The 16,154-nt window shown below is 58.7% G+C and carries 28 protein-coding genes; all 28 read left to right on the top strand.

What is annotated here, in order from left to right; translation table 11 throughout:
- Positions 1-73 precede the first annotated feature (73 nt).
- The gene (gene rpsL / locus KP004_RS15620; protein ID WP_015719175.1) at positions 74-445 is read left to right on the top strand and encodes a 30S ribosomal protein S12; all 372 of its coding nucleotides are present in this window, start codon (positions 74-76) and stop codon (positions 443-445) included.
- A 52-nt stretch (positions 446-497) separates the two neighbouring features.
- Positions 498-968 carry a 30S ribosomal protein S7 gene (rpsG, locus tag KP004_RS15615; RefSeq protein ID WP_129128342.1) on the top strand — a complete coding sequence of 157 codons (471 nt, stop codon included), beginning with the start codon at positions 498-500 and terminating at the stop codon, positions 966-968.
- Positions 969-1,018: 50 nt separating this feature from the next.
- The gene (gene fusA, locus KP004_RS15610) at positions 1,019-3,097 is read left to right on the top strand and encodes an elongation factor G (protein ID WP_216799379.1); all 2,079 of its coding nucleotides are present in this window, start codon (positions 1,019-1,021) and stop codon (positions 3,095-3,097) included.
- Positions 3,098-3,131: 34 nt separating this feature from the next.
- The gene (gene tuf / locus KP004_RS15605) at positions 3,132-4,322 is read left to right on the top strand and encodes an elongation factor Tu (protein WP_216799378.1); all 1,191 of its coding nucleotides are present in this window, start codon (positions 3,132-3,134) and stop codon (positions 4,320-4,322) included.
- A gap of 111 nt (positions 4,323-4,433) precedes the next feature.
- Positions 4,434-4,742, top strand: coding sequence for a 30S ribosomal protein S10 (gene rpsJ, locus KP004_RS15600; RefSeq protein WP_012529365.1), 309 nt, complete (start codon positions 4,434-4,436; stop codon positions 4,740-4,742).
- A gap of 21 nt (positions 4,743-4,763) precedes the next feature.
- Positions 4,764-5,399, top strand: coding sequence for a 50S ribosomal protein L3 (gene rplC, locus KP004_RS15595; protein ID WP_183350963.1), 636 nt, complete (start codon positions 4,764-4,766; stop codon positions 5,397-5,399).
- An 18-nt stretch (positions 5,400-5,417) separates the two neighbouring features.
- Positions 5,418-6,041 carry a 50S ribosomal protein L4 gene (rplD, locus tag KP004_RS15590; RefSeq protein ID WP_199390452.1) on the top strand — a complete coding sequence of 208 codons (624 nt, stop codon included), beginning with the start codon at positions 5,418-5,420 and terminating at the stop codon, positions 6,039-6,041.
- Positions 6,038-6,322: a 50S ribosomal protein L23 gene (locus KP004_RS15585; RefSeq protein WP_129128541.1), complete on the top strand. Its 285-nt coding sequence runs from the start codon at positions 6,038-6,040 to the stop codon at positions 6,320-6,322. Before rplD ends, KP004_RS15585 begins: the two co-directional genes overlap by 4 nt.
- 22 nt (positions 6,323-6,344) lie before the next feature.
- The gene (gene rplB / locus KP004_RS15580) at positions 6,345-7,169 is read left to right on the top strand and encodes a 50S ribosomal protein L2 (RefSeq protein ID WP_183350969.1); all 825 of its coding nucleotides are present in this window, start codon (positions 6,345-6,347) and stop codon (positions 7,167-7,169) included.
- A gap of 26 nt (positions 7,170-7,195) precedes the next feature.
- Positions 7,196-7,477 carry a 30S ribosomal protein S19 gene (gene rpsS, locus KP004_RS15575; protein ID WP_129128539.1) on the top strand — a complete coding sequence of 94 codons (282 nt, stop codon included), beginning with the start codon at positions 7,196-7,198 and terminating at the stop codon, positions 7,475-7,477.
- 20 nt (positions 7,478-7,497) lie between these two features.
- Positions 7,498-7,833, top strand: coding sequence for a 50S ribosomal protein L22 (gene rplV / locus KP004_RS15570; protein ID WP_012529371.1), 336 nt, complete (start codon positions 7,498-7,500; stop codon positions 7,831-7,833).
- Positions 7,834-7,854: 21 nt separating this feature from the next.
- Complete coding sequence (gene rpsC / locus KP004_RS15565; protein ID WP_012529372.1) at positions 7,855-8,490, top strand: 30S ribosomal protein S3; 636 nt, start codon at positions 7,855-7,857, stop codon at positions 8,488-8,490.
- A gap of 18 nt (positions 8,491-8,508) precedes the next feature.
- The gene (rplP, locus tag KP004_RS15560; RefSeq protein ID WP_183350971.1) at positions 8,509-8,931 is read left to right on the top strand and encodes a 50S ribosomal protein L16; all 423 of its coding nucleotides are present in this window, start codon (positions 8,509-8,511) and stop codon (positions 8,929-8,931) included.
- Entirely contained in the window at positions 8,921-9,109 is a 189-nt protein-coding gene (rpmC, locus tag KP004_RS15555) for a 50S ribosomal protein L29 (protein ID WP_216799377.1), read from the top strand. The genes rplP and rpmC overlap by 11 nt, the downstream gene beginning before the upstream one ends.
- 9 nt (positions 9,110-9,118) lie before the next feature.
- Complete coding sequence (gene rpsQ, locus KP004_RS15550) at positions 9,119-9,376, top strand: 30S ribosomal protein S17 (protein WP_183350975.1); 258 nt, start codon at positions 9,119-9,121, stop codon at positions 9,374-9,376.
- Between the two features lie 21 nt (positions 9,377-9,397).
- Positions 9,398-9,766: a 50S ribosomal protein L14 gene (rplN, locus tag KP004_RS15545; protein WP_129128535.1), complete on the top strand. Its 369-nt coding sequence runs from the start codon at positions 9,398-9,400 to the stop codon at positions 9,764-9,766.
- A gap of 22 nt (positions 9,767-9,788) precedes the next feature.
- Positions 9,789-10,115, top strand: a complete 327-nt coding sequence (gene rplX / locus KP004_RS15540; protein ID WP_183350978.1) for a 50S ribosomal protein L24 — start codon at positions 9,789-9,791, stop codon at positions 10,113-10,115.
- Positions 10,116-10,129: 14 nt separating this feature from the next.
- Positions 10,130-10,669 carry a 50S ribosomal protein L5 gene (rplE, locus tag KP004_RS15535; RefSeq protein ID WP_183350980.1) on the top strand — a complete coding sequence of 180 codons (540 nt, stop codon included), beginning with the start codon at positions 10,130-10,132 and terminating at the stop codon, positions 10,667-10,669.
- Between the two features lie 21 nt (positions 10,670-10,690).
- Positions 10,691-10,873, top strand: a complete 183-nt coding sequence (locus KP004_RS15530) for a type Z 30S ribosomal protein S14 (protein ID WP_183350982.1) — start codon at positions 10,691-10,693, stop codon at positions 10,871-10,873.
- Positions 10,874-10,908: 35 nt separating this feature from the next.
- Positions 10,909-11,307, top strand: coding sequence for a 30S ribosomal protein S8 (gene rpsH / locus KP004_RS15525; RefSeq protein ID WP_183350984.1), 399 nt, complete (start codon positions 10,909-10,911; stop codon positions 11,305-11,307).
- A gap of 25 nt (positions 11,308-11,332) precedes the next feature.
- On the top strand, positions 11,333-11,875 hold the full coding sequence (gene rplF / locus KP004_RS15520; protein ID WP_216799376.1) for a 50S ribosomal protein L6: 543 nt from the start codon (positions 11,333-11,335) through the stop codon (positions 11,873-11,875).
- Positions 11,876-11,896: 21 nt separating this feature from the next.
- Positions 11,897-12,265 carry a 50S ribosomal protein L18 gene (gene rplR / locus KP004_RS15515; protein ID WP_183350988.1) on the top strand — a complete coding sequence of 123 codons (369 nt, stop codon included), beginning with the start codon at positions 11,897-11,899 and terminating at the stop codon, positions 12,263-12,265.
- Positions 12,266-12,286: 21 nt separating this feature from the next.
- Positions 12,287-12,775, top strand: coding sequence for a 30S ribosomal protein S5 (gene rpsE, locus KP004_RS15510; RefSeq protein ID WP_183350990.1), 489 nt, complete (start codon positions 12,287-12,289; stop codon positions 12,773-12,775).
- Between the two features lie 17 nt (positions 12,776-12,792).
- Positions 12,793-12,969 carry a 50S ribosomal protein L30 gene (gene rpmD, locus KP004_RS15505; RefSeq protein ID WP_183350992.1) on the top strand — a complete coding sequence of 59 codons (177 nt, stop codon included), beginning with the start codon at positions 12,793-12,795 and terminating at the stop codon, positions 12,967-12,969.
- Positions 12,970-12,990: 21 nt separating this feature from the next.
- Positions 12,991-13,431 carry a 50S ribosomal protein L15 gene (gene rplO, locus KP004_RS15500; RefSeq protein ID WP_183350994.1) on the top strand — a complete coding sequence of 147 codons (441 nt, stop codon included), beginning with the start codon at positions 12,991-12,993 and terminating at the stop codon, positions 13,429-13,431.
- A 2-nt stretch (positions 13,432-13,433) separates the two neighbouring features.
- On the top strand, positions 13,434-14,741 hold the full coding sequence (secY, locus tag KP004_RS15495; protein ID WP_216799375.1) for a preprotein translocase subunit SecY: 1,308 nt from the start codon (positions 13,434-13,436) through the stop codon (positions 14,739-14,741).
- A 9-nt stretch (positions 14,742-14,750) separates the two neighbouring features.
- Complete coding sequence (locus tag KP004_RS15490; protein ID WP_216799374.1) at positions 14,751-15,401, top strand: adenylate kinase; 651 nt, start codon at positions 14,751-14,753, stop codon at positions 15,399-15,401.
- Positions 15,398-16,144, top strand: coding sequence for a type I methionyl aminopeptidase (map, locus tag KP004_RS15485; protein ID WP_216799373.1), 747 nt, complete (start codon positions 15,398-15,400; stop codon positions 16,142-16,144). The genes KP004_RS15490 and map overlap by 4 nt, the downstream gene beginning before the upstream one ends.
- Positions 16,145-16,154 lie beyond the last annotated feature (10 nt).

The following is a 16,154-nucleotide window of genomic DNA, read 5'->3' as shown; positions in this document are numbered from 1 at the left end:
GTTGTTGCTATTTTCGTCGCTTCCGCGCGCGGGGTACGTCTGCGTGCGGAGAAGAAACGCGTGAGAGGAATGTATGCCAACTATTAATCAGCTTATTCGTCATGGTCGGGAGTCAAAGGGTGAAAAATCCACTGCTCCGGCACTCAGGAGCTGCCCGCAGAAGAGGGGCGTTTGCACCAGGGTTTACACCACAACCCCGAAGAAACCGAACTCCGCGCTTCGTAAAGTCGCCAGGGTTAGGCTTACCAACGGCGTCGAGGTGACCTCCTACATTCCGGGTGTTGGTCACAACCTCCAGGAACACTCCGTCGTCCTGATCAGGGGCGGCAGGGTAAAGGACCTTCCGGGTGTTCGTTACCACATCGTCCGCGGTACGCTCGACTCCGTCGGCGTCAAGGGTCGTATGAAGAGCCGTTCCAAGTACGGTGCGAAGAGGCCCAAGTAACCGTACGGTGCAGAAAGACCCAAGTAACCGATTTTAAGTGAGAGGTTAAGACATGCCAAGAAGAAGAGAAGTAGCAAAGCGGGTGATCCTCCCGGATCCGAAATACGGTGACAGGGTGGTTGCCAAGCTGATCAATATAATCATGCTGGACGGCAAGAAGTCCACCGCCGAGAAAGCTCTCTACGGTGCCCTCGAGATCGCGGCCGGCAAGGCCGGCGACGAGCCGGTCAAGGTGCTCAAGAAGTGCCTCGACAACATCAAGCCGATGCTGGAAGTGAAATCCCGCAGGGTCGGCGGCTCCACCTACCAGGTTCCGGTCGAAGTCCGTCCGGAGCGCCGCATGTCCCTGGCCATGCGCTGGCTGGTGAAGTACTCCAACGCCCGCAGCGAGAAGACTGTCACCGACAAGCTCGCCGGCGAGATCCTTGACGCCTACAACAACCGCGGCTCCGCGGTGAAGAAGCGTGAGGACACCCACAAGATGGCAGAGGCCAACCGCGCCTTCGCCCATTACCGCTGGTAGTTTCAGGCGGCACCCTTTAAGGCTTAGAAAGCAACTCGGAGGAACAGTAAGTGGCACGTCAGGTTTCGTTGGAAATGACCCGTAATATCGGGATCATGGCTCACATAGATGCAGGGAAGACCACCACCACGGAGCGTATTCTCTACTACACCGGTGTTTCCCACAAGATCGGCGAGGTCCATGACGGCGCCGCTACTATGGACTGGATGGAGCAGGAGCAGGAGCGTGGTATCACCATCACCTCCGCAGCTACCACCTGCAACTGGAAAGACCACCGTATCAACATCATCGACACCCCGGGTCACGTCGATTTCACCATCGAGGTCGAGCGTTCCCTGCGTGTTCTTGACGGCGCTGTCGCCGTGTTCTGCTCGGTCGGCGGCGTTGAGCCCCAGTCCGAGACCGTCTGGCGCCAGGCCGACAAGTACCGCGTTCCGCGTATCGCGTTCATCAACAAGATGGACCGTATCGGCGCAGACTTCTTCCGCGGCATCGCCATGATCAAGGACCGCCTCAAGGCGAACCCGGTAGCCCTGCAGATCCCGATCGGCTCCGAGGAGAACTACAAGGGCCTCGTCGACCTGATCGAGATGAAAGGGATCGTCTTCAACGACGAGACCATGGGTGCCGTGTACGACGTGGTCGACATCCCGGCCGACTTGGTCGACCAGGCCAACGAGTACCGCGAGTACCTGATCGAAGAAGTCTCCTCGCACGACGACGCGCTGATGGAGAAATACCTGGGTGGCGAGGAGATCTCCAACGCCGAGCTGAAGGCGGCCATCCGCCAGGCAACCCTCGACATCAAAATCTGCCCGGTCATCTGCGGCTCCGCCTTCAAGAACAAGGGCGTGCAGCACCTGCTCGACGCGGTCCTCGACTACATGCCGGCCCCGACCGACATCCCCGCTATCCAGGGCGTCGACGCCAACACCGAGGCTCCCATCGAGCGTCATGCTTCCGACGACGAGCCGTTCTCGGCACTGGGCTTCAAGATCATGACCGACCCGTTCGTGGGCCAGCTCTGCTTCTTCCGTGTCTACTCCGGCGTGATCCAGTCCGGCTCCTACGTGTACAACGCCACCAAGGGCAAGCGCGAGAGGATCGGCCGCATCCTGAAGATGCACGCCAACAAGCGTGAAGAGATCAAGGAAGTCTACGCCGGCGACATCGCCGCCGCGGTAGGCCTCAAATACACCACCACCGGCGACACCCTGTGCGACGAGAACCACGCGGTTATCCTCGAGTCCATCGAGTTCCCCGAGCCGGTTATCTCCATCGCCATCGAGCCGAAGACCAAGGCTGACCAGGAGAAGCTGGGCCTGTCCCTCGGCAAGCTCGCTTCCGAGGACCCGTCCTTCCGCGTCAAGACCGACGAGGAAACCGGCCAGACCATCATCTCCGGCATGGGCGAGCTGCACCTCGAGATCATCGTGGACCGTCTGTTCCGCGAGTTCAAGGTTGAGGCCAACGTCGGCAAGCCGCAGGTTGCTTACCGCGAGACCATCACCAAGAAGGTCAAGGCTGAAGGTAAGTTCGTACGTCAGTCCGGCGGCCGCGGTCAGTTCGGTCACGTCTGGCTCGAGATCGAGCCGCAGGAGGCCGGCAAGGGCTACGAGTTCGTCGACGCCATCAAGGGCGGCGTCGTTCCCCGCGAGTACATCCCCGCGGTCGACAAGGGCATCAAGGAGTCTCTCGACAACGGCGTCATGGCAGGCTTCCCGGTGGTCGACGTCAAGGTCACCCTGGTCGACGGTTCCTACCACGAGGTCGACTCCTCCGAGATGGCGTTCAAGATCGCAGGTTCCATGGGCTTCAAAGAGGGCTGCGCCAAGGCTGCCCCGATCATTCTCGAGCCGATCATGTCGGTAGAGGTCGTGGTTCCGGAAGAGTACATGGGCGACGTCATCGGCGACCTGAACTCCCGCCGTGGCCGCATCATGGGCATGGAAGGGCGCGCAGGCGCGCAGGTGGTCAACTCGATGGTGCCGCTGGCGCAGATGTTCGGTTACTCCACCGACCTGCGTTCCGCAACCCAGGGTCGTGCTACCTACTCCATGACCTTCGATCATTACGAGCCGGTACCGAAGTCGGTTGCCGAGGAAATAGTTGCGAAGGCCAAAGGCTAAGATAATTCAATTTCCCTACTAGGAGGATTCCGAAATGGCAAAAGCTAAATTTGAAAGAACTAAGCCGCATGTAAACATCGGCACCATCGGCCACGTCGACCACGGCAAGACCACCCTGACCGCTGCCATCACCAAGGTGCTCGCAGGCAAAGGCCAGGCTGAGTTCAAGGCGTTCGACCAGATCGACAACGCCCCGGAAGAGCGTGAGCGTGGTATCACCATCGCTACCGCCCACGTCGAGTACGAGACCGACAAGCGTCACTACGCACACGTCGACTGCCCGGGCCACGCCGACTACGTAAAGAACATGATCACCGGTGCAGCGCAGATGGACGGCGCGATCCTGGTTGTTTCCGCAGCTGACGGCCCGATGCCGCAGACCCGTGAGCACATCCTGCTCGCACGTCAGGTCGGCGTCCCCTACATCGTCGTGTTCCTGAACAAGGCCGACATGGTGGACGACGAGGAGCTCCTCGAGCTGGTCGAGCTGGAAGTGCGCGAACTGCTCTCCTCCTACGACTTCCCGGGCGACGATATCCCGATCATCAAGGGTTCCGCTCTGAAAGGCCTCGAGGGCGATGCAGGCGAGCTGGGCGAGCAGGCCATCATGAAGCTGATGGAAGCCGTCGACACCTACATCCCGGAGCCGCAGCGCGCCATCGACCGTCCGTTCCTGATGCCGGTCGAGGACGTGTTCTCCATCTCCGGTCGTGGTACCGTCGCTACCGGTCGTGTCGAGCGCGGCATCATCAAGGTCGGCGAGGAGGTCGAGGTTGTCGGCATCAAGGCCACCACCAAGACCACCGTTACCGGCGTCGAGATGTTCCGTAAGCTCCTCGACGAGGGGCGTGCCGGCGACAACATCGGCGCACTGCTCCGCGGCGTGAAGCGTGAGGAGATCGAGCGTGGCCAGGTTCTCGCCAAGCCGGGCTCCATCACCCCGCACACCAAGTTCAAAGCCGAAGCCTACATCCTGTCCAAGGAAGAGGGCGGCCGTCACACCCCGTTCTTCAACGGCTACCGTCCGCAGTTCTACTTCAGGACCACCGACGTTACCGGCGTGGTTGACCTCGAAGCCGGTGTCGAGATGGTTATGCCGGGCGACAACGTCTCGGTAACCGTCAACCTGATCACCCCGATCGCAATGGACGAAGGTCTGCGTTTCGCTATCCGCGAAGGCGGCCGTACCGTCGGTGCAGGGGTCGTCGCCTCCATCATCGAGTAAAAATAGAAAAACATACGGTTTTCAGGTCCGGGTTTCCGGGCGGGCACACGAGTGTCCCTCCCGGAAATCTTCGGCTGTAAACTGAAAAACTTGTTTCATCACGAGGAAGAGATGCCTAGTCAGAAAATTAGAATCCGCTTGAAAGCATACGACCACAAGCTCCTTGATACTTCCGTTGGCGAGATCGTCGACACCGCTAAGAGGACCGGCGCACGCGTTGCCGGCCCGATTCCGCTGCCGACCGTCATCAACAAGTACTGCGTGCTGCGTGGACCGCACGTCGACAAGAAGTCGCGCGAGCAGTTCGAAATCAGGACCCACAAGCGCCTGATCGACATTCTCGAGCCGACTCAGCAGACTGTCGACGCTCTGATGAAACTCGACCTCTCCGCCGGTGTGGACGTCGAGATCAAGCTTTAATACAAGGATAGGAAGTCGACCATGAATAAGGGATTGATTGGGAAAAAACTGGGCATGACCCAGATATTTGCCGAGGACGGCAGGCGTATCGCCGTGACCGTCGTCGAGGCTGGGCCGTGCGTCGTCCTGCAGAAAAAGACCGTTGAGAAGGACGGCTACAGCGCCATCCAGGTCGGTTTCGGCGCGAAGGACGCCTCCAAGGCCAACGCGGCCCAGGTAGGCCACTGCAAAGGCGCCGGCGCGGGCGTGTTCACCACCTACCGCGAACTGCGCATGGACGATACCAGCGCTTACAACGTGGGCGACGTGATCGAAGCCGGCGTGTTCGCAGAGGGCGACCTGGTCGACGTGACCGGCACCTCCATCGGTAAGGGTTTCGCCGGCGTTATCAAGCGCTGGGGCTTCAAAGGCGGTCGGTCGAGCCACGGCTCCCGTTTCCACCGTGCCCCGGGCTCCATCGGCTGCTCTGCAACCCCCTCCAGGGTTTTCAAGAACAAGAAGATGCCGGGCCAGCTCGGTAACGAGAAGGTGACCGTGCAGCGCCTGAAAGTTGTACGCGTGGACGCTGCTGACAATCTGATTCTGCTCGGTGGAGCGATCCCCGGTTCCGCCAACGGCGTGGTCCTGATCAAGGACTCCGTCAAGGCGACGAGATAACGGGGGCTGGAGATAGACATGGCAAAGTTAGACGTATTTGACATCAAAAAAGCAAAGGTCGGTGAGATCGAAGTCTCCGACGCCGTCTTCAACGACGACGTACGTGAGTACCTGATCCACGAGGCCGTCAAGATCCAGCTCGCTAACCGCAGGCAGGGCACCGTCGCCGTCAAGAACCGCGCCGCGGTTTCCGGTTCCGGCAAGAAGCCCTTCAAGCAGAAGGGTACCGGCCAGGCCCGTCAGGGCTGCAGCCGCGCTCCCCAGTATCCGGGCGGCGGGGTTGCCTTCGGCCCGCAGCCGAAGACATACAACCTCTCCATGAACAAGAAGGCGAGGAAAGCTGCTCTCAGAAGCGCACTCTCCATGCTCTATAAGAAAGAGGCGATCACAGTTCTCAATAGCTTTGAGCTTCCTTCCATCAAGACAAAAGCATTTGTCGAGGTACTAAATGCTTTTAACCTTGACAAGACGCTCGTTATCACAGATACTGCGAATCTTGTTTTGGAGCTTTCCGCCCGCAATGTGAAAAACGTCAAGGTGCTGGGTCCCGAAGGTCTCAACATTTTCGACATCATGAAATACCAGAGCGTCGTCTTTACCGAGGCCGCCGTTCGTCGTGTTGAAGGAGCATTACAGTCATGAACATCTATGACGTCATAAAGAAACCGCTCATCACTGAGAAGACCACGGTAGAGAAGGACGACAAGAACGTCATCGCTTTCGTGGTGAACGGCGCCGCCAACAAGATCGAGATCAAGGCCGCCGTCGAGCAGCTCTTCAACGCGCAGGTTGCCGCCGTTAACACCGTCAACGTGGCCGGTAAGACCAAGCGCACCGTGAGGGGCATCGGCAAGCGTTCCAACTGGAAGAAAGCGTACGTGACCCTGAAAGAGGGCTCCAACGTCGACTTCTTCGAAGCATAAAAATTCTGTGGGGATTTAGATAATGGCTATCAAAACTTACAAACCTACTTCTCCGGGTAGAAGGGCTCAGACCTGCTCGACCTTCGAGGAGATCACTGCCTGCAAGCCTGAGAAATCTCTTGTTGAGAACCTCAAGAAGAGCGGCGGCAGGAACTCGAACGGCCGCGTCACTTCCAGGAACGTCGGTGGCGGTCACAAGCAGAAGTACAGGATCATCGACTTCCGCCGCGACAAGACCGACATCCCGGCCAAGGTTGCCACCATCGAGTACGACCCGTGCCGCAGCGCACGCATCGCGCTCTTGAACTACGCCGACGGCGAGAAGCGCTACATCCTGGCTCCGCTCTCCCTGAAAGTGGGTGACACCGTTATCTCCAGTGAGCAGGCCGACATCAAGCCGGGCAACACGCTCCCCATCAGGTGCATCCCGCTGGGTACCATCATCCACAACATCGAGCTGAAGATCGGCAAGGGCGCCCAGCTGGCCCGCTCCGCCGGCACCTTCGCACAGCTCATGTCCAAGGAAGGCAAGTACGCCCAGGTGAAGCTTCCTTCTTCGGAAGTTCGCATGATCCTCATGGACTGCAAGGCCACTATCGGCCAGGTGGGCAACGTGGATCACGAGAACGTCTCCATCGGCAAGGCCGGCCGTTCCCGCTGGCTCGGCGTCCGCCCGCACGTGAGGGGCGTCGCGATGAACCCGGTCGACCACCCGCACGGCGGTGGCGAGGGCAGGACCTCCGGTGGTCGTCACCCGGTAACCCCGTGGGGTATCCCCACCAAGGGCTACAAGACGCGCACCAACAAGCGGTCCACCGCCTTCATCGTGAAGAAGCGCAGCAAATAACTCATCTGGATAGAGGATTTTAAAAGATGGCAAGATCTATAAAGAAGGGGCCTTTCGTTGACGCACATCTGGAAGCGAAAGCCCAGGCAGAACAGGCCGGCAGCAAGAAGGTGATCAAGACCTGGTCGCGTCGCTCGACCATCACCCCGGATTTCATCGGGCTCACCTTCGCGGTGCACAACGGCAAGAAGTTCATCCCTGTGTTCGTCACTGAGAACATGGTCGGCCACAAGATGGGCGAGTTCTCACCTACCAGAACCTTCTACGGCCACGCTGCTGACAAGAAGAGCAAGCTCAAGAAGAAGTAAGGTCCTAAAGGAGTTTTGTAATGGAATCATCCGCTAAATTATCCTCTGTCCGCCTCTCCCCGAGGAAAACACGCCTGGTCGTGGACCTCGTCAGGGGCAAGGGCATTCAGACTGCGCTTAACACCCTGCGTTTCTCGCCGCAACCGTCGGCGAAGCTTATCTCGAAGCTCCTTTCCTCGGCCGTTGCCAACGCCGAGCAGAAGGGCTGCTCCGATGTGGACAAGCTCTTCGTCAAGACGATTTTCGTCGACGGCGGCGCAGTGCTTAAGCGCTTCACCCCCCGCGCCATGGGCCGGGCTAGCAAGATCAGAAAACCGACGAGCCACATTACCGTGGTCCTTGCGGAAAAGAAATAAGAACGGGTCGGAGGTGATGTTTTGGGTCAGAAAGTAAATCCTATAGGTTTCAGGCTCGGGGTTATCAAAACCTGGGATTCCAAATGGTACGCAGAGAAAGATTATGCAAAGCTTCTTCACGAAGACCTGAAGCTGCGCAATTTCCTTAAGAAAAGGCTGTATCATTCCGGCGTCTCCAAGATCGAGATCGAGCGCGCTGCGGGCAAGGCGAAGATCAACATCTTCACCGCACGTCCGGGCCTGATCATCGGCAAGAAGGGCTCCGAGGTTGAGACTCTGAAGAAGGAGCTGGCCAAGCTCACCGACAAAGAGGTCTACCTTAACATACAGGAAGTCAGGAAGCCGGAGCTGGACGCACAGCTGGTAGCCGAGAACGTGGCCATGCAGCTCGAGCGCCGTATCGCTTTCCGCCGCGCTATGAAGAAGAGCGTCACCTCGACGCTCAAGTTCGGCGCCAAGGGGATCAGGATCACCTGCTCCGGTCGTCTGGGTGGGGCAGAGATGTCGAGGACCGAATGGTATCGCGAAGGTCGGGTGCCGCTGCACACGCTGCGCGCTGACATCGACTACGGTTTCGCCGAGGCGAAGACCACCTACGGTATCATCGGCGTAAAAGTGCTCCTCTTCAAGGGTGAAGTGCTCTCCGCTAAAAAATAGGAACAGGAGTTTTTTGCGATGTTAATGCCCAAGAAAGTTAAGCATAGAAAACAGATGAAAGGGCGCATGACCGGCACCCCGGAGCGCGGCGTATCGCTCGCTTTCGGTGACTTCGGTCTGCAGGCTACCGAGTGCGGCTGGCTGGATTCCCGCCAGATCGAGGCTGCTCGTATCGCCATGACCCGTTATATCAAGAGGGGCGGCAAGATCTGGATCCGCATCTTCCCCGACAAGCCGCTCACCGCGAAACCCGCCGAGACTCGTATGGGTAAGGGGAAAGGCTCCCCGGACTCGTGGGTCTGCGTCATCAAGCCTGGCCGCGTCCTGTATGAAATGGAAGGGGTCACCGAGGAAGTGGCGCGCGAGGCATTCAGGCTTGCGGCGCACAAGCTCCCCGTAGCCACCAAGTACATCACGAGGGCGGAAATCAATGAAGGCTAACGAACTTAAAAACGCGACGGCAGCAGAGCTTGAGACCAAGAGCGCCGAGCTTACCAAGGAACTCTTCAACGTGAAGTTTCAGCTTCACACCGGGCGTCTCGAGAACACCGCCAAGGTGGCCAATCTCAAAAAAGACATCGCCCGCGTGAAGACCATACTCCGCGAAAAGAGAGGCTAAGAGATAGATATGAGCGAAAGAGGCAACAGGAAAACTCAGATCGGCGTGGTCGTCTCTGACAAGATGGACAAGACCGCAGTGGTAAAGGTCGACCGCCTGGTGAAGCACCCCGTCTACAACAAATACATCAAGCGCTCCGCCAAGTACAAGGCGCACGATATCGATAACTCCGCCAAGATCGGCGACCGTGTTCTTATCGTGGAAACCCGTCCGCTTTCCAAGGACAAGCGCTGGAAGATCAGACAGATTATCGAGTCCAAGGCTTAAGGGCTCGCCGGGAGTTAAACAATGATTCAGATGCAGACCATATTGGACGTGGCGGACAACTCCGGCGCGAAGAAGCTCTTTTGCATTAAGGTGCTCGGCGGCTCCAAGCGCCGTTACGCCGGGATTGGCGACATCATCGTCGCTTCCGTCAAGGAAGCTCTCCCCAATTCGAAGGTGAAGAAGGGCGACGTGGTGAAGGCTGTCGTGGTGCGTACCGCCAAGGCTGTAGGGCGCCCTGACGGCTCCTACATCCGTTTCGACACCAACTCCGGCGTGGTCATCAACAACGCCAAGGAGCCGGTCGGCACTCGTATCTTCGGACCGGTCGCCAGGGAACTTCGCGCCAAGAAGTTCATGAAGATCATATCCCTCGCCCCCGAGGTACTTTAAGACTAGATCCTGGAGAATAGAGATGCTGGGCAAAAAATTACATGTAAAGAAAAACGATACCGTCGTTATCACCACGGGTAAGGATCGTTCCAAGAGCGGCAAGGTGCTCTCCATCCATCCGAAGAAGGACGGCGTTATCGTCGAGGGGATCAACGTGGTGAAGCGCCACGTGAAGCCCCGCGGTTCCGAGCAGGGGGGCATCCTGGAGAAGGAGGCGCCGGTGCACATCTCCAACGTGATGCTGCTCTGCGGGAAGTGCAACAAGCCGGTAAGGACCAGGACCACCGTTCTGGAAGACGGAAAGAAGGCGCGCTGCTGTGTCAAATGCGGCGAGTCCTTTGACAAATAGTTTTGGAGGATTCAATGGCACGGCTGGCTGAGCTTTACAATAAAGAGATGGTCCCGCAACTGATGAAGGACCATAACTACAACAACATCATGGAAGTCCCCAAACTCGTGAAAATCGTGCTGAACATGGGTCTTGGCGAGGCGATCCAGAACGTCAAGATCCTGGATTCCGCCGCCGAGGAACTGGGCGCGATTGCCGGCCAGAAGCCGGTGATCACCAAGGCCAAGAAGTCCATCGCGGGCTTCAAGCTGCGCCAGGGCATGCCGATCGGCTGCTCCGTCACGCTTCGTCGCGAAAAGATGTACGAGTTCCTCGACCGCCTGATCAGCGTTTCGCTGCCGCGCGTGCGTGACTTCAAGGGGATCAACGGCAAGGGCTTCGACGGCAAGGGTAACTACTCCCTGGGCATCAAGGAGCAGCTGATCTTCCCCGAGATCGACTACGACAAGGTCGACAAGATCAAGGGACTCAACATCACGATCGTGACCACGGCAAAGACCGACGCTGAGGGCAAGGCGCTTCTCAAGCTCATGGGCCTGCCGTTCAGGAACTAATAAAGGGTTTGGAGGAATTCCGTGGCTAAGACATCTATGATCATAAAAGCTCAGAGGGCCAAGTACAAAGTGCGCGAGCGCAATCGTTGCGCTGTCTGCGGTCGTCCCAGAGCATACTACCGGAAATTCGATATGTGCAGGATCTGCCTGAGGAAGTTCTCTAACTCCGGCCAGATCCCCGGTGTAATAAAGTCCAGTTGGTAAAAAGATTCCGATTTAGGAAAGAGGAGTAGTTTCATATGTGCATGACAGATCCAGTTGCCGACATGCTGACCAGAATCAGGAACGCTGGTATGGCAAAACACCAGAAAGTTGACATCCCTTCGTCGAACCTGAAGGTGAGCCTCGCCACGGTGCTGCGCGCCGAAGGGTTCATCAAGAACTTCAAGGTCATCGCCGACAGCAAGCAGGGGATTCTGCGGGTATACCTCAAGTTCATCGATGAGAAAGAGCCGGTCATCAACGAGATCAAGAGGATCAGCAAGCCGGGCGGCCGGGTCTATGTCCACTCCGACAAGATCAAGCAGGTGAAAAACGGACTGGGCGTCGCCATCCTCTCGACTTCGAAGGGGCTGGTAACCGACAAGACCGCGCGCGAGCTGGGCATCGGCGGCGAAGTCCTTTGCACGGTCTGGTAGTCATTTTCGCTTTAAGGAGCTTTGCATGTCTAGAATAGGAAAACTTCCCATCGCGATCCCTGCGGGGGTGAAAGTCATATACAGCGCGCCGGAGATCAAGGTTGAGGGCCCGAAAGGGAAACTCTCCCGCACTCTCGTGGGCGACGCCGTCAGCATCGACGTGACCGGCGACGCGGTCACCGTGACCCGCAAGGACGATACCATCAAGTCCCGCTCGGCCCACGGCCTGACCAGGACCCTGATCAACAACATGGTCACCGGTGTCTCCAAAGGCTTCGAAACCGCGCTCGAGATCAACGGCGTCGGTTACCGTGCCGAGGTGAAGGGCAACGTGCTGAACCTGGCCCTGGGTTACTCCCACCCGATCAACTTCGAGCTTCCGGCCGGGATCACTGTCGAAGTCGACAAGATGACCAAGCTGAAGGTGCTGGGGATCGACAAGGAGCTGGTGGGGCAGACCGCCGCCAAGATCCGCGATTTCCGTGGTCCGGAGCCCTACAAGGGCAAGGGTATCAAGTACGCTGACGAAACCATCCTCAGAAAAGCCGGCAAAACCGGCAAAAAATAGCAATTGCTAAGGAGAAGTGCCTTGAGTTCTTTAGCCCAAAAACAGGTAGCTCGTCTTAAGAGACAGACCAGGGTCAGGAAGAAAATTACCGGTTCGCCGGCACGCCCGAGACTGAACGTCTTCAAGAGTGCTCGTCACATATACGCTCAGCTGATCGACGATACCACTGGTGCGACGCTCGCCTCCGCCTCCACCCTGGTGGGCGAGGTAGCCGAAGGGCTTTCGTACACCGGCAACATCGAGGCAGCCGCCAAGGTTGGCGCCGCCATCGCCAAGAAGGCCCTGGAAAAGGACATCAAAGCGGTCGTCTTCGACCGTAACGGTTTCCTCTACCACGGTAGGATCAAAGCTCTGGCTGAAGCCGCACGCGAAAACGGTCTGTCCTTCTAGGGCAGGTAAGGAGGAATTAGTTTGCTTAAGATCAATGCCAGTGAAATGAATCTTACCGATAGGGTCGTCCATATCAGCCGCGTAGCTAAGGTTGTCAAGGGTGGTCGCAGGTTCTCCTTCTCCGCACTCGTGGTGGTTGGCGACGGTAACGGCGTGGTAGGTTACGGCCTGGGCAAGGCCAACGAGGTTCCCGAGGCGATCCGCAAGGGCGTCGAGCAGGCCAAGAAGAACCTGATCAGGGTTCCCATCGTTGCCGGCCAGACCATCCCGTTCGAAATCCTCGGCCACTTCGGCGCAGGCAAGGTGCTCATGATGCCGGCCTCCGCAGGTACCGGCGTCATCGCCGGCGGTGCTGCCCGTGCGGTATTCGAGTCCGCGGGCCTGCACAACATCCTTGCCAAGTGCCTGGGCTCCAACAACCCGCACAACGTGGTCAAGGCCGCATTTGCAGGTCTTTCCCAGCTGAAGACTGCGGAAGAGCTGATGGCGCGCCGCGGCATCACCGAATAGTACTTAAGGAGCTGAATATGTCTGAACTGAAGGTTACGCTCGTCAAGAGCTCCATCGGTCAATGCGAGAAAATGAAGGGCCGCCTGCTCGGCATGGGGCTCACCAAGCGTGAGAAGACCGTGACCCTGAAGGATACCCCGGAAGTCCGTGGGATGATCGCCAAGGTCGCCCACCTGGTACGCGTCGAAGAGTAATTCCCCCTAAAGGTGACAATCATGCAATTGAATACCATCAAACCGGCCATCGGGTCGACCAAGAATAGAAAGCGCATCGGTAGGGGCCCGGGCTCCGGCCACGGCAAGACCGCTACCAAGGGTCACAAGGGCCAGAAGGCACGCTCCGGCGGCTCCGTGAAGCCCGGCTTCGAGGGCGGCCAGATGCCGATGCACAGAAGGCTTCCCAAGCGCGGCTTCACCCCGCTCTCCAAGAAGGAGTACGCACTGGTGAACCTGTGCCAGCTCGAGATCTTCGAAGCCGGCAGCGTGGTGGACGCAGAGGCGCTTCTGAAGAGCGGCCTGATCTCCGGCGTACGCGACGGCATCAAGGTGCTCGGCACCGGCGAACTGACCCGCGCTCTGACCATCAAGGCTCACAAATTCAGCGCCTCCGCTCGCGAAAAAGTCACTGCGGCAGGTGGTTCCATCGAGGAGATCTAGTCTTGATAGAAGCCTTCCAGAACATTTTCAAGATCCCCGAGCTTAAAAAGAAGGTTCTCTTTTCGCTGGCCATGCTGGCCGTCTACCGGGTAGGGTGTCACATCCCTACTCCGGGCATCGACGCCCAGGCCCTCTCGCAGTTCTTCAAGGCTGCCCAGGGCACGCTGCTCGGTATGTTCGACATGTTTTCTGGCGGGGCTCTCGAGAAGCTCACCGTCTTCGCCCTCGGCATCATGCCGTACATCTCCTCCTCCATCATCTTCCAGCTTTTGACCGTGGTGGTTCCGGCCATCGAGAAACTCTCCAAAGAGGGTGACGCGGGCAGGAAGAAGATCATCCAGTACACCCGCTACGGCACCGTGGTGCTGTCGGTGGTGCAGTCCTTCGGCATCTCCATCGGCCTCGAGGCGATGCGTGGACCGGCCGGCGAGCTGGTGGTCCCGAACCCGGGCTGGAGCTTCCGCCTGATGACCGTTATCACGCTGACCGCGGGTACCGCCTTCATCATGTGGCTGGGTGAGCAGATGTCAGAGAAGGGGATCGGTAACGGCATCTCCCTGATCATCTTCGCCGGCATCGTGGCCCGCATCCCGAACGCGATCGGCAACAGCTTCCGTCTCATCAAGACCGGCGAACTCTCCCTGTTCGTGCTGCTGCTGGTGCTTGCCGTGATGTTCCTGGTTATCGCTGCCGTCGTCTTCATGGAGCGCGGCCAGCGCAGGATTCCGATCCACTACGCGAAAAGGGTGGTGGGGCTGAAGACGGTTGGTGCGCAGAGCTCGCATCTGCCCCTCAAGGTGAACATGGCCGGGGTCATCCCGCCGATCTTCGCCTCGTCGATCATCATGTTCCCGGCCACGGTCGGCAACTTCATCGACATCCCCTGGGTGCAGGCGGCATCGAAGCAGCTGGCTCCCGGAAAGTTGCTCTACGAGATTTTATTTGTTGCCTTTATCGTCTTTTTTTGCTATTTCTACACGGCTGTGACTTTCAACCCGGTTGATGTCGCCGACAACGTGAAGAAGCAGGGTGGTTACGTGCCCGGGATCCGTCCCGGCAAAGAGACCTCCGACTTCCTCGACGCGGTGCTCACCAAGCTGACCTTCGCGGGTGCGATTTACATCTCCGCGGTCTGTGTGCTCCCCTCGATCTTGATCGGGAAGTTCAACCTTCCCTTCTACTTCGGCGGCACGTCGTTGCTGATCGCGGTCGGTGTCGGCATGGACACCCTGGCCCAGATCGAGGCGCACCTGATCACGCGCAGCTACGAAGGGTTCATGAAAGGTGTTCGCATCCAGGGTAGAAAATAGGAGGCCCCGATGAACCTCATCCTCCTTGGACCCCCGGGCGTAGGCAAGGGGACCCAGGCGAAACTCCTCATAGACAGGTTTGGTATCCCGCAGATATCGACAGGCGATATACTGCGGGCTGCCGTTAAAGAGCTCACCCCGATGGGGATCAAAGCCAAGGGGTTCATGGACTCCGGCGCACTGGTTCCCGACGAGGTCGTCATAGGCATCGTGGAAGAGCGTCTGGCGCAGCCGGACTGCCAGAAGGGTTTCATCCTGGATGGTTTCCCGCGCACCGTGCCCCAGGCCGACGCGCTCTCCCAGGTTCTCACCGGCATCGGCAAGAAGATTGACCATGTGGTCTCCCTTTCCGTCGACAAGGCCGAGCTCCTGAAGCGTCTCACCGGCAGGCGCGCCTGCTCCAAGTGCGGTGCCGGTTACCACGTCGACTTCGCTCCGTCCAAGGCGGCAGGTATCTGCGACGCCTGCGGCGGCGAGCTGTTCCAGCGCGAGGACGACAAGGAAGAGACCATCCTGAACCGTCTCGCGGTGTACGAGGCCCAGACCTCCCCGCTGATCTCCTACTACCAGACCGCCGGCTTGCTCCGTTCGGTCAACGGTCTTGGGAGCGTGGAAGGGATCCAGGCCGAGATCGTCTCCGTACTGCAGGGCGCACGGTGATAGTACTCAAATCCCGGGCCGAGATCGAGAAGATGGCGGCTGCCGGCAGGATGGTCGCCGAGATACTCGCCGGCCTGAGAGAGATGGTGGCCCCGGGGGTAACCCTGGCACAGCTGGATGCATATGCCGAGAGGGAAACGCTGAAGAGGAAGGCGAAGCCAGCCTTCAAGGGTTACAGCGGCTTCCCCTTTTCGCTTTGTTGCTCGGTGAACGAGCAGGTGGTACACGGCTTCGCCACGCAGCGCGCCCTGGTCGAAGGGGACATCGTCAGCCTCGACTTCGGTGTCCTCCACAACGGGTTCTACGGTGACTCCGCCATCACGGTTCCGGTAGGCAAGGTCTCCGAGGCAGCCGCCAGGCTGATCAAGGCCACCGAGGAGTCGCTCTACCGTGCCATCGAGGTCGCCGACACCGCGCACCGGTTGTCCGACATCGCCCACGCGGTTCAGTCTCACGTCGAGGCGCGCGGCTTTTCGGTAGTGCGCGACTTCGTGGGGCACGGCATCGGCAAGGAACTGCACGAGGGGCCCCAGATCCCGAACTTCGGCGTGGCGGGCAAGGGACCCAAACTGAAAAGCGGCATGGTGCTCGCCATCGAGCCGATGATCAACGAGAAGGGTTACGACGTGAAGGTGCTGGAGGATGGCTGGACGGCGGTGACCGTCGACGGCGGACTCTCGGCGCACTTCGAGCACACGGTAGCAATAACGGACAACGGTCCGCTGATACTTACGAAAATCTAGATTGGCAAAA

Source organism: Geomonas oryzisoli (assembly GCF_018986915.1).
In the GTDB taxonomy this organism is placed as follows: domain Bacteria; phylum Desulfobacterota; class Desulfuromonadia; order Geobacterales; family Geobacteraceae; genus Geomonas; species Geomonas oryzisoli.
The sequence above is the reverse complement of the archived record's forward strand: the minus strand, read 5'-3'. Positions and strand labels throughout refer to the sequence as shown.

Excerpts from the sequence above, each read along its gene's own strand:
- rpsL (WP_015719175.1), top strand. The coding sequence starts at position 74 with ATGCCAACTATTAATCAGCTTATTCGTCATGGTCGGGAGTCAAAGGGT.
- rpsG (WP_129128342.1), top strand. The coding sequence starts at position 498 with ATGCCAAGAAGAAGAGAAGTAGCAAAGCGGGTGATCCTCCCGGATCCG.
- tuf (WP_216799378.1), top strand. The coding sequence starts at position 3,132 with ATGGCAAAAGCTAAATTTGAAAGAACTAAGCCGCATGTAAACATCGGC.
- rpsJ (WP_012529365.1), top strand. The coding sequence starts at position 4,434 with ATGCCTAGTCAGAAAATTAGAATCCGCTTGAAAGCATACGACCACAAG.
- rplC (WP_183350963.1), top strand. The coding sequence starts at position 4,764 with ATGAATAAGGGATTGATTGGGAAAAAACTGGGCATGACCCAGATATTT.
- rplD (WP_199390452.1), top strand. The coding sequence starts at position 5,418 with ATGGCAAAGTTAGACGTATTTGACATCAAAAAAGCAAAGGTCGGTGAG.
- KP004_RS15585 (WP_129128541.1), top strand. The coding sequence starts at position 6,038 with ATGAACATCTATGACGTCATAAAGAAACCGCTCATCACTGAGAAGACC.
- rplB (WP_183350969.1), top strand. The coding sequence starts at position 6,345 with ATGGCTATCAAAACTTACAAACCTACTTCTCCGGGTAGAAGGGCTCAG.
- rpsS (WP_129128539.1), top strand. The coding sequence starts at position 7,196 with ATGGCAAGATCTATAAAGAAGGGGCCTTTCGTTGACGCACATCTGGAA.
- rplV (WP_012529371.1), top strand. The coding sequence starts at position 7,498 with ATGGAATCATCCGCTAAATTATCCTCTGTCCGCCTCTCCCCGAGGAAA.
- rplP (WP_183350971.1), top strand. The coding sequence starts at position 8,509 with ATGTTAATGCCCAAGAAAGTTAAGCATAGAAAACAGATGAAAGGGCGC.
- rpmC (WP_216799377.1), top strand. The coding sequence starts at position 8,921 with ATGAAGGCTAACGAACTTAAAAACGCGACGGCAGCAGAGCTTGAGACC.
- rpsQ (WP_183350975.1), top strand. The coding sequence starts at position 9,119 with ATGAGCGAAAGAGGCAACAGGAAAACTCAGATCGGCGTGGTCGTCTCT.
- rplN (WP_129128535.1), top strand. The coding sequence starts at position 9,398 with ATGATTCAGATGCAGACCATATTGGACGTGGCGGACAACTCCGGCGCG.
- rplX (WP_183350978.1), top strand. The coding sequence starts at position 9,789 with ATGCTGGGCAAAAAATTACATGTAAAGAAAAACGATACCGTCGTTATC.
- rplE (WP_183350980.1), top strand. The coding sequence starts at position 10,130 with ATGGCACGGCTGGCTGAGCTTTACAATAAAGAGATGGTCCCGCAACTG.
- rpsH (WP_183350984.1), top strand. The coding sequence starts at position 10,909 with ATGTGCATGACAGATCCAGTTGCCGACATGCTGACCAGAATCAGGAAC.
- rplF (WP_216799376.1), top strand. The coding sequence starts at position 11,333 with ATGTCTAGAATAGGAAAACTTCCCATCGCGATCCCTGCGGGGGTGAAA.
- rpmD (WP_183350992.1), top strand. The coding sequence starts at position 12,793 with ATGTCTGAACTGAAGGTTACGCTCGTCAAGAGCTCCATCGGTCAATGC.
- rplO (WP_183350994.1), top strand. The coding sequence starts at position 12,991 with ATGCAATTGAATACCATCAAACCGGCCATCGGGTCGACCAAGAATAGA.
- KP004_RS15490 (WP_216799374.1), top strand. The coding sequence starts at position 14,751 with ATGAACCTCATCCTCCTTGGACCCCCGGGCGTAGGCAAGGGGACCCAG.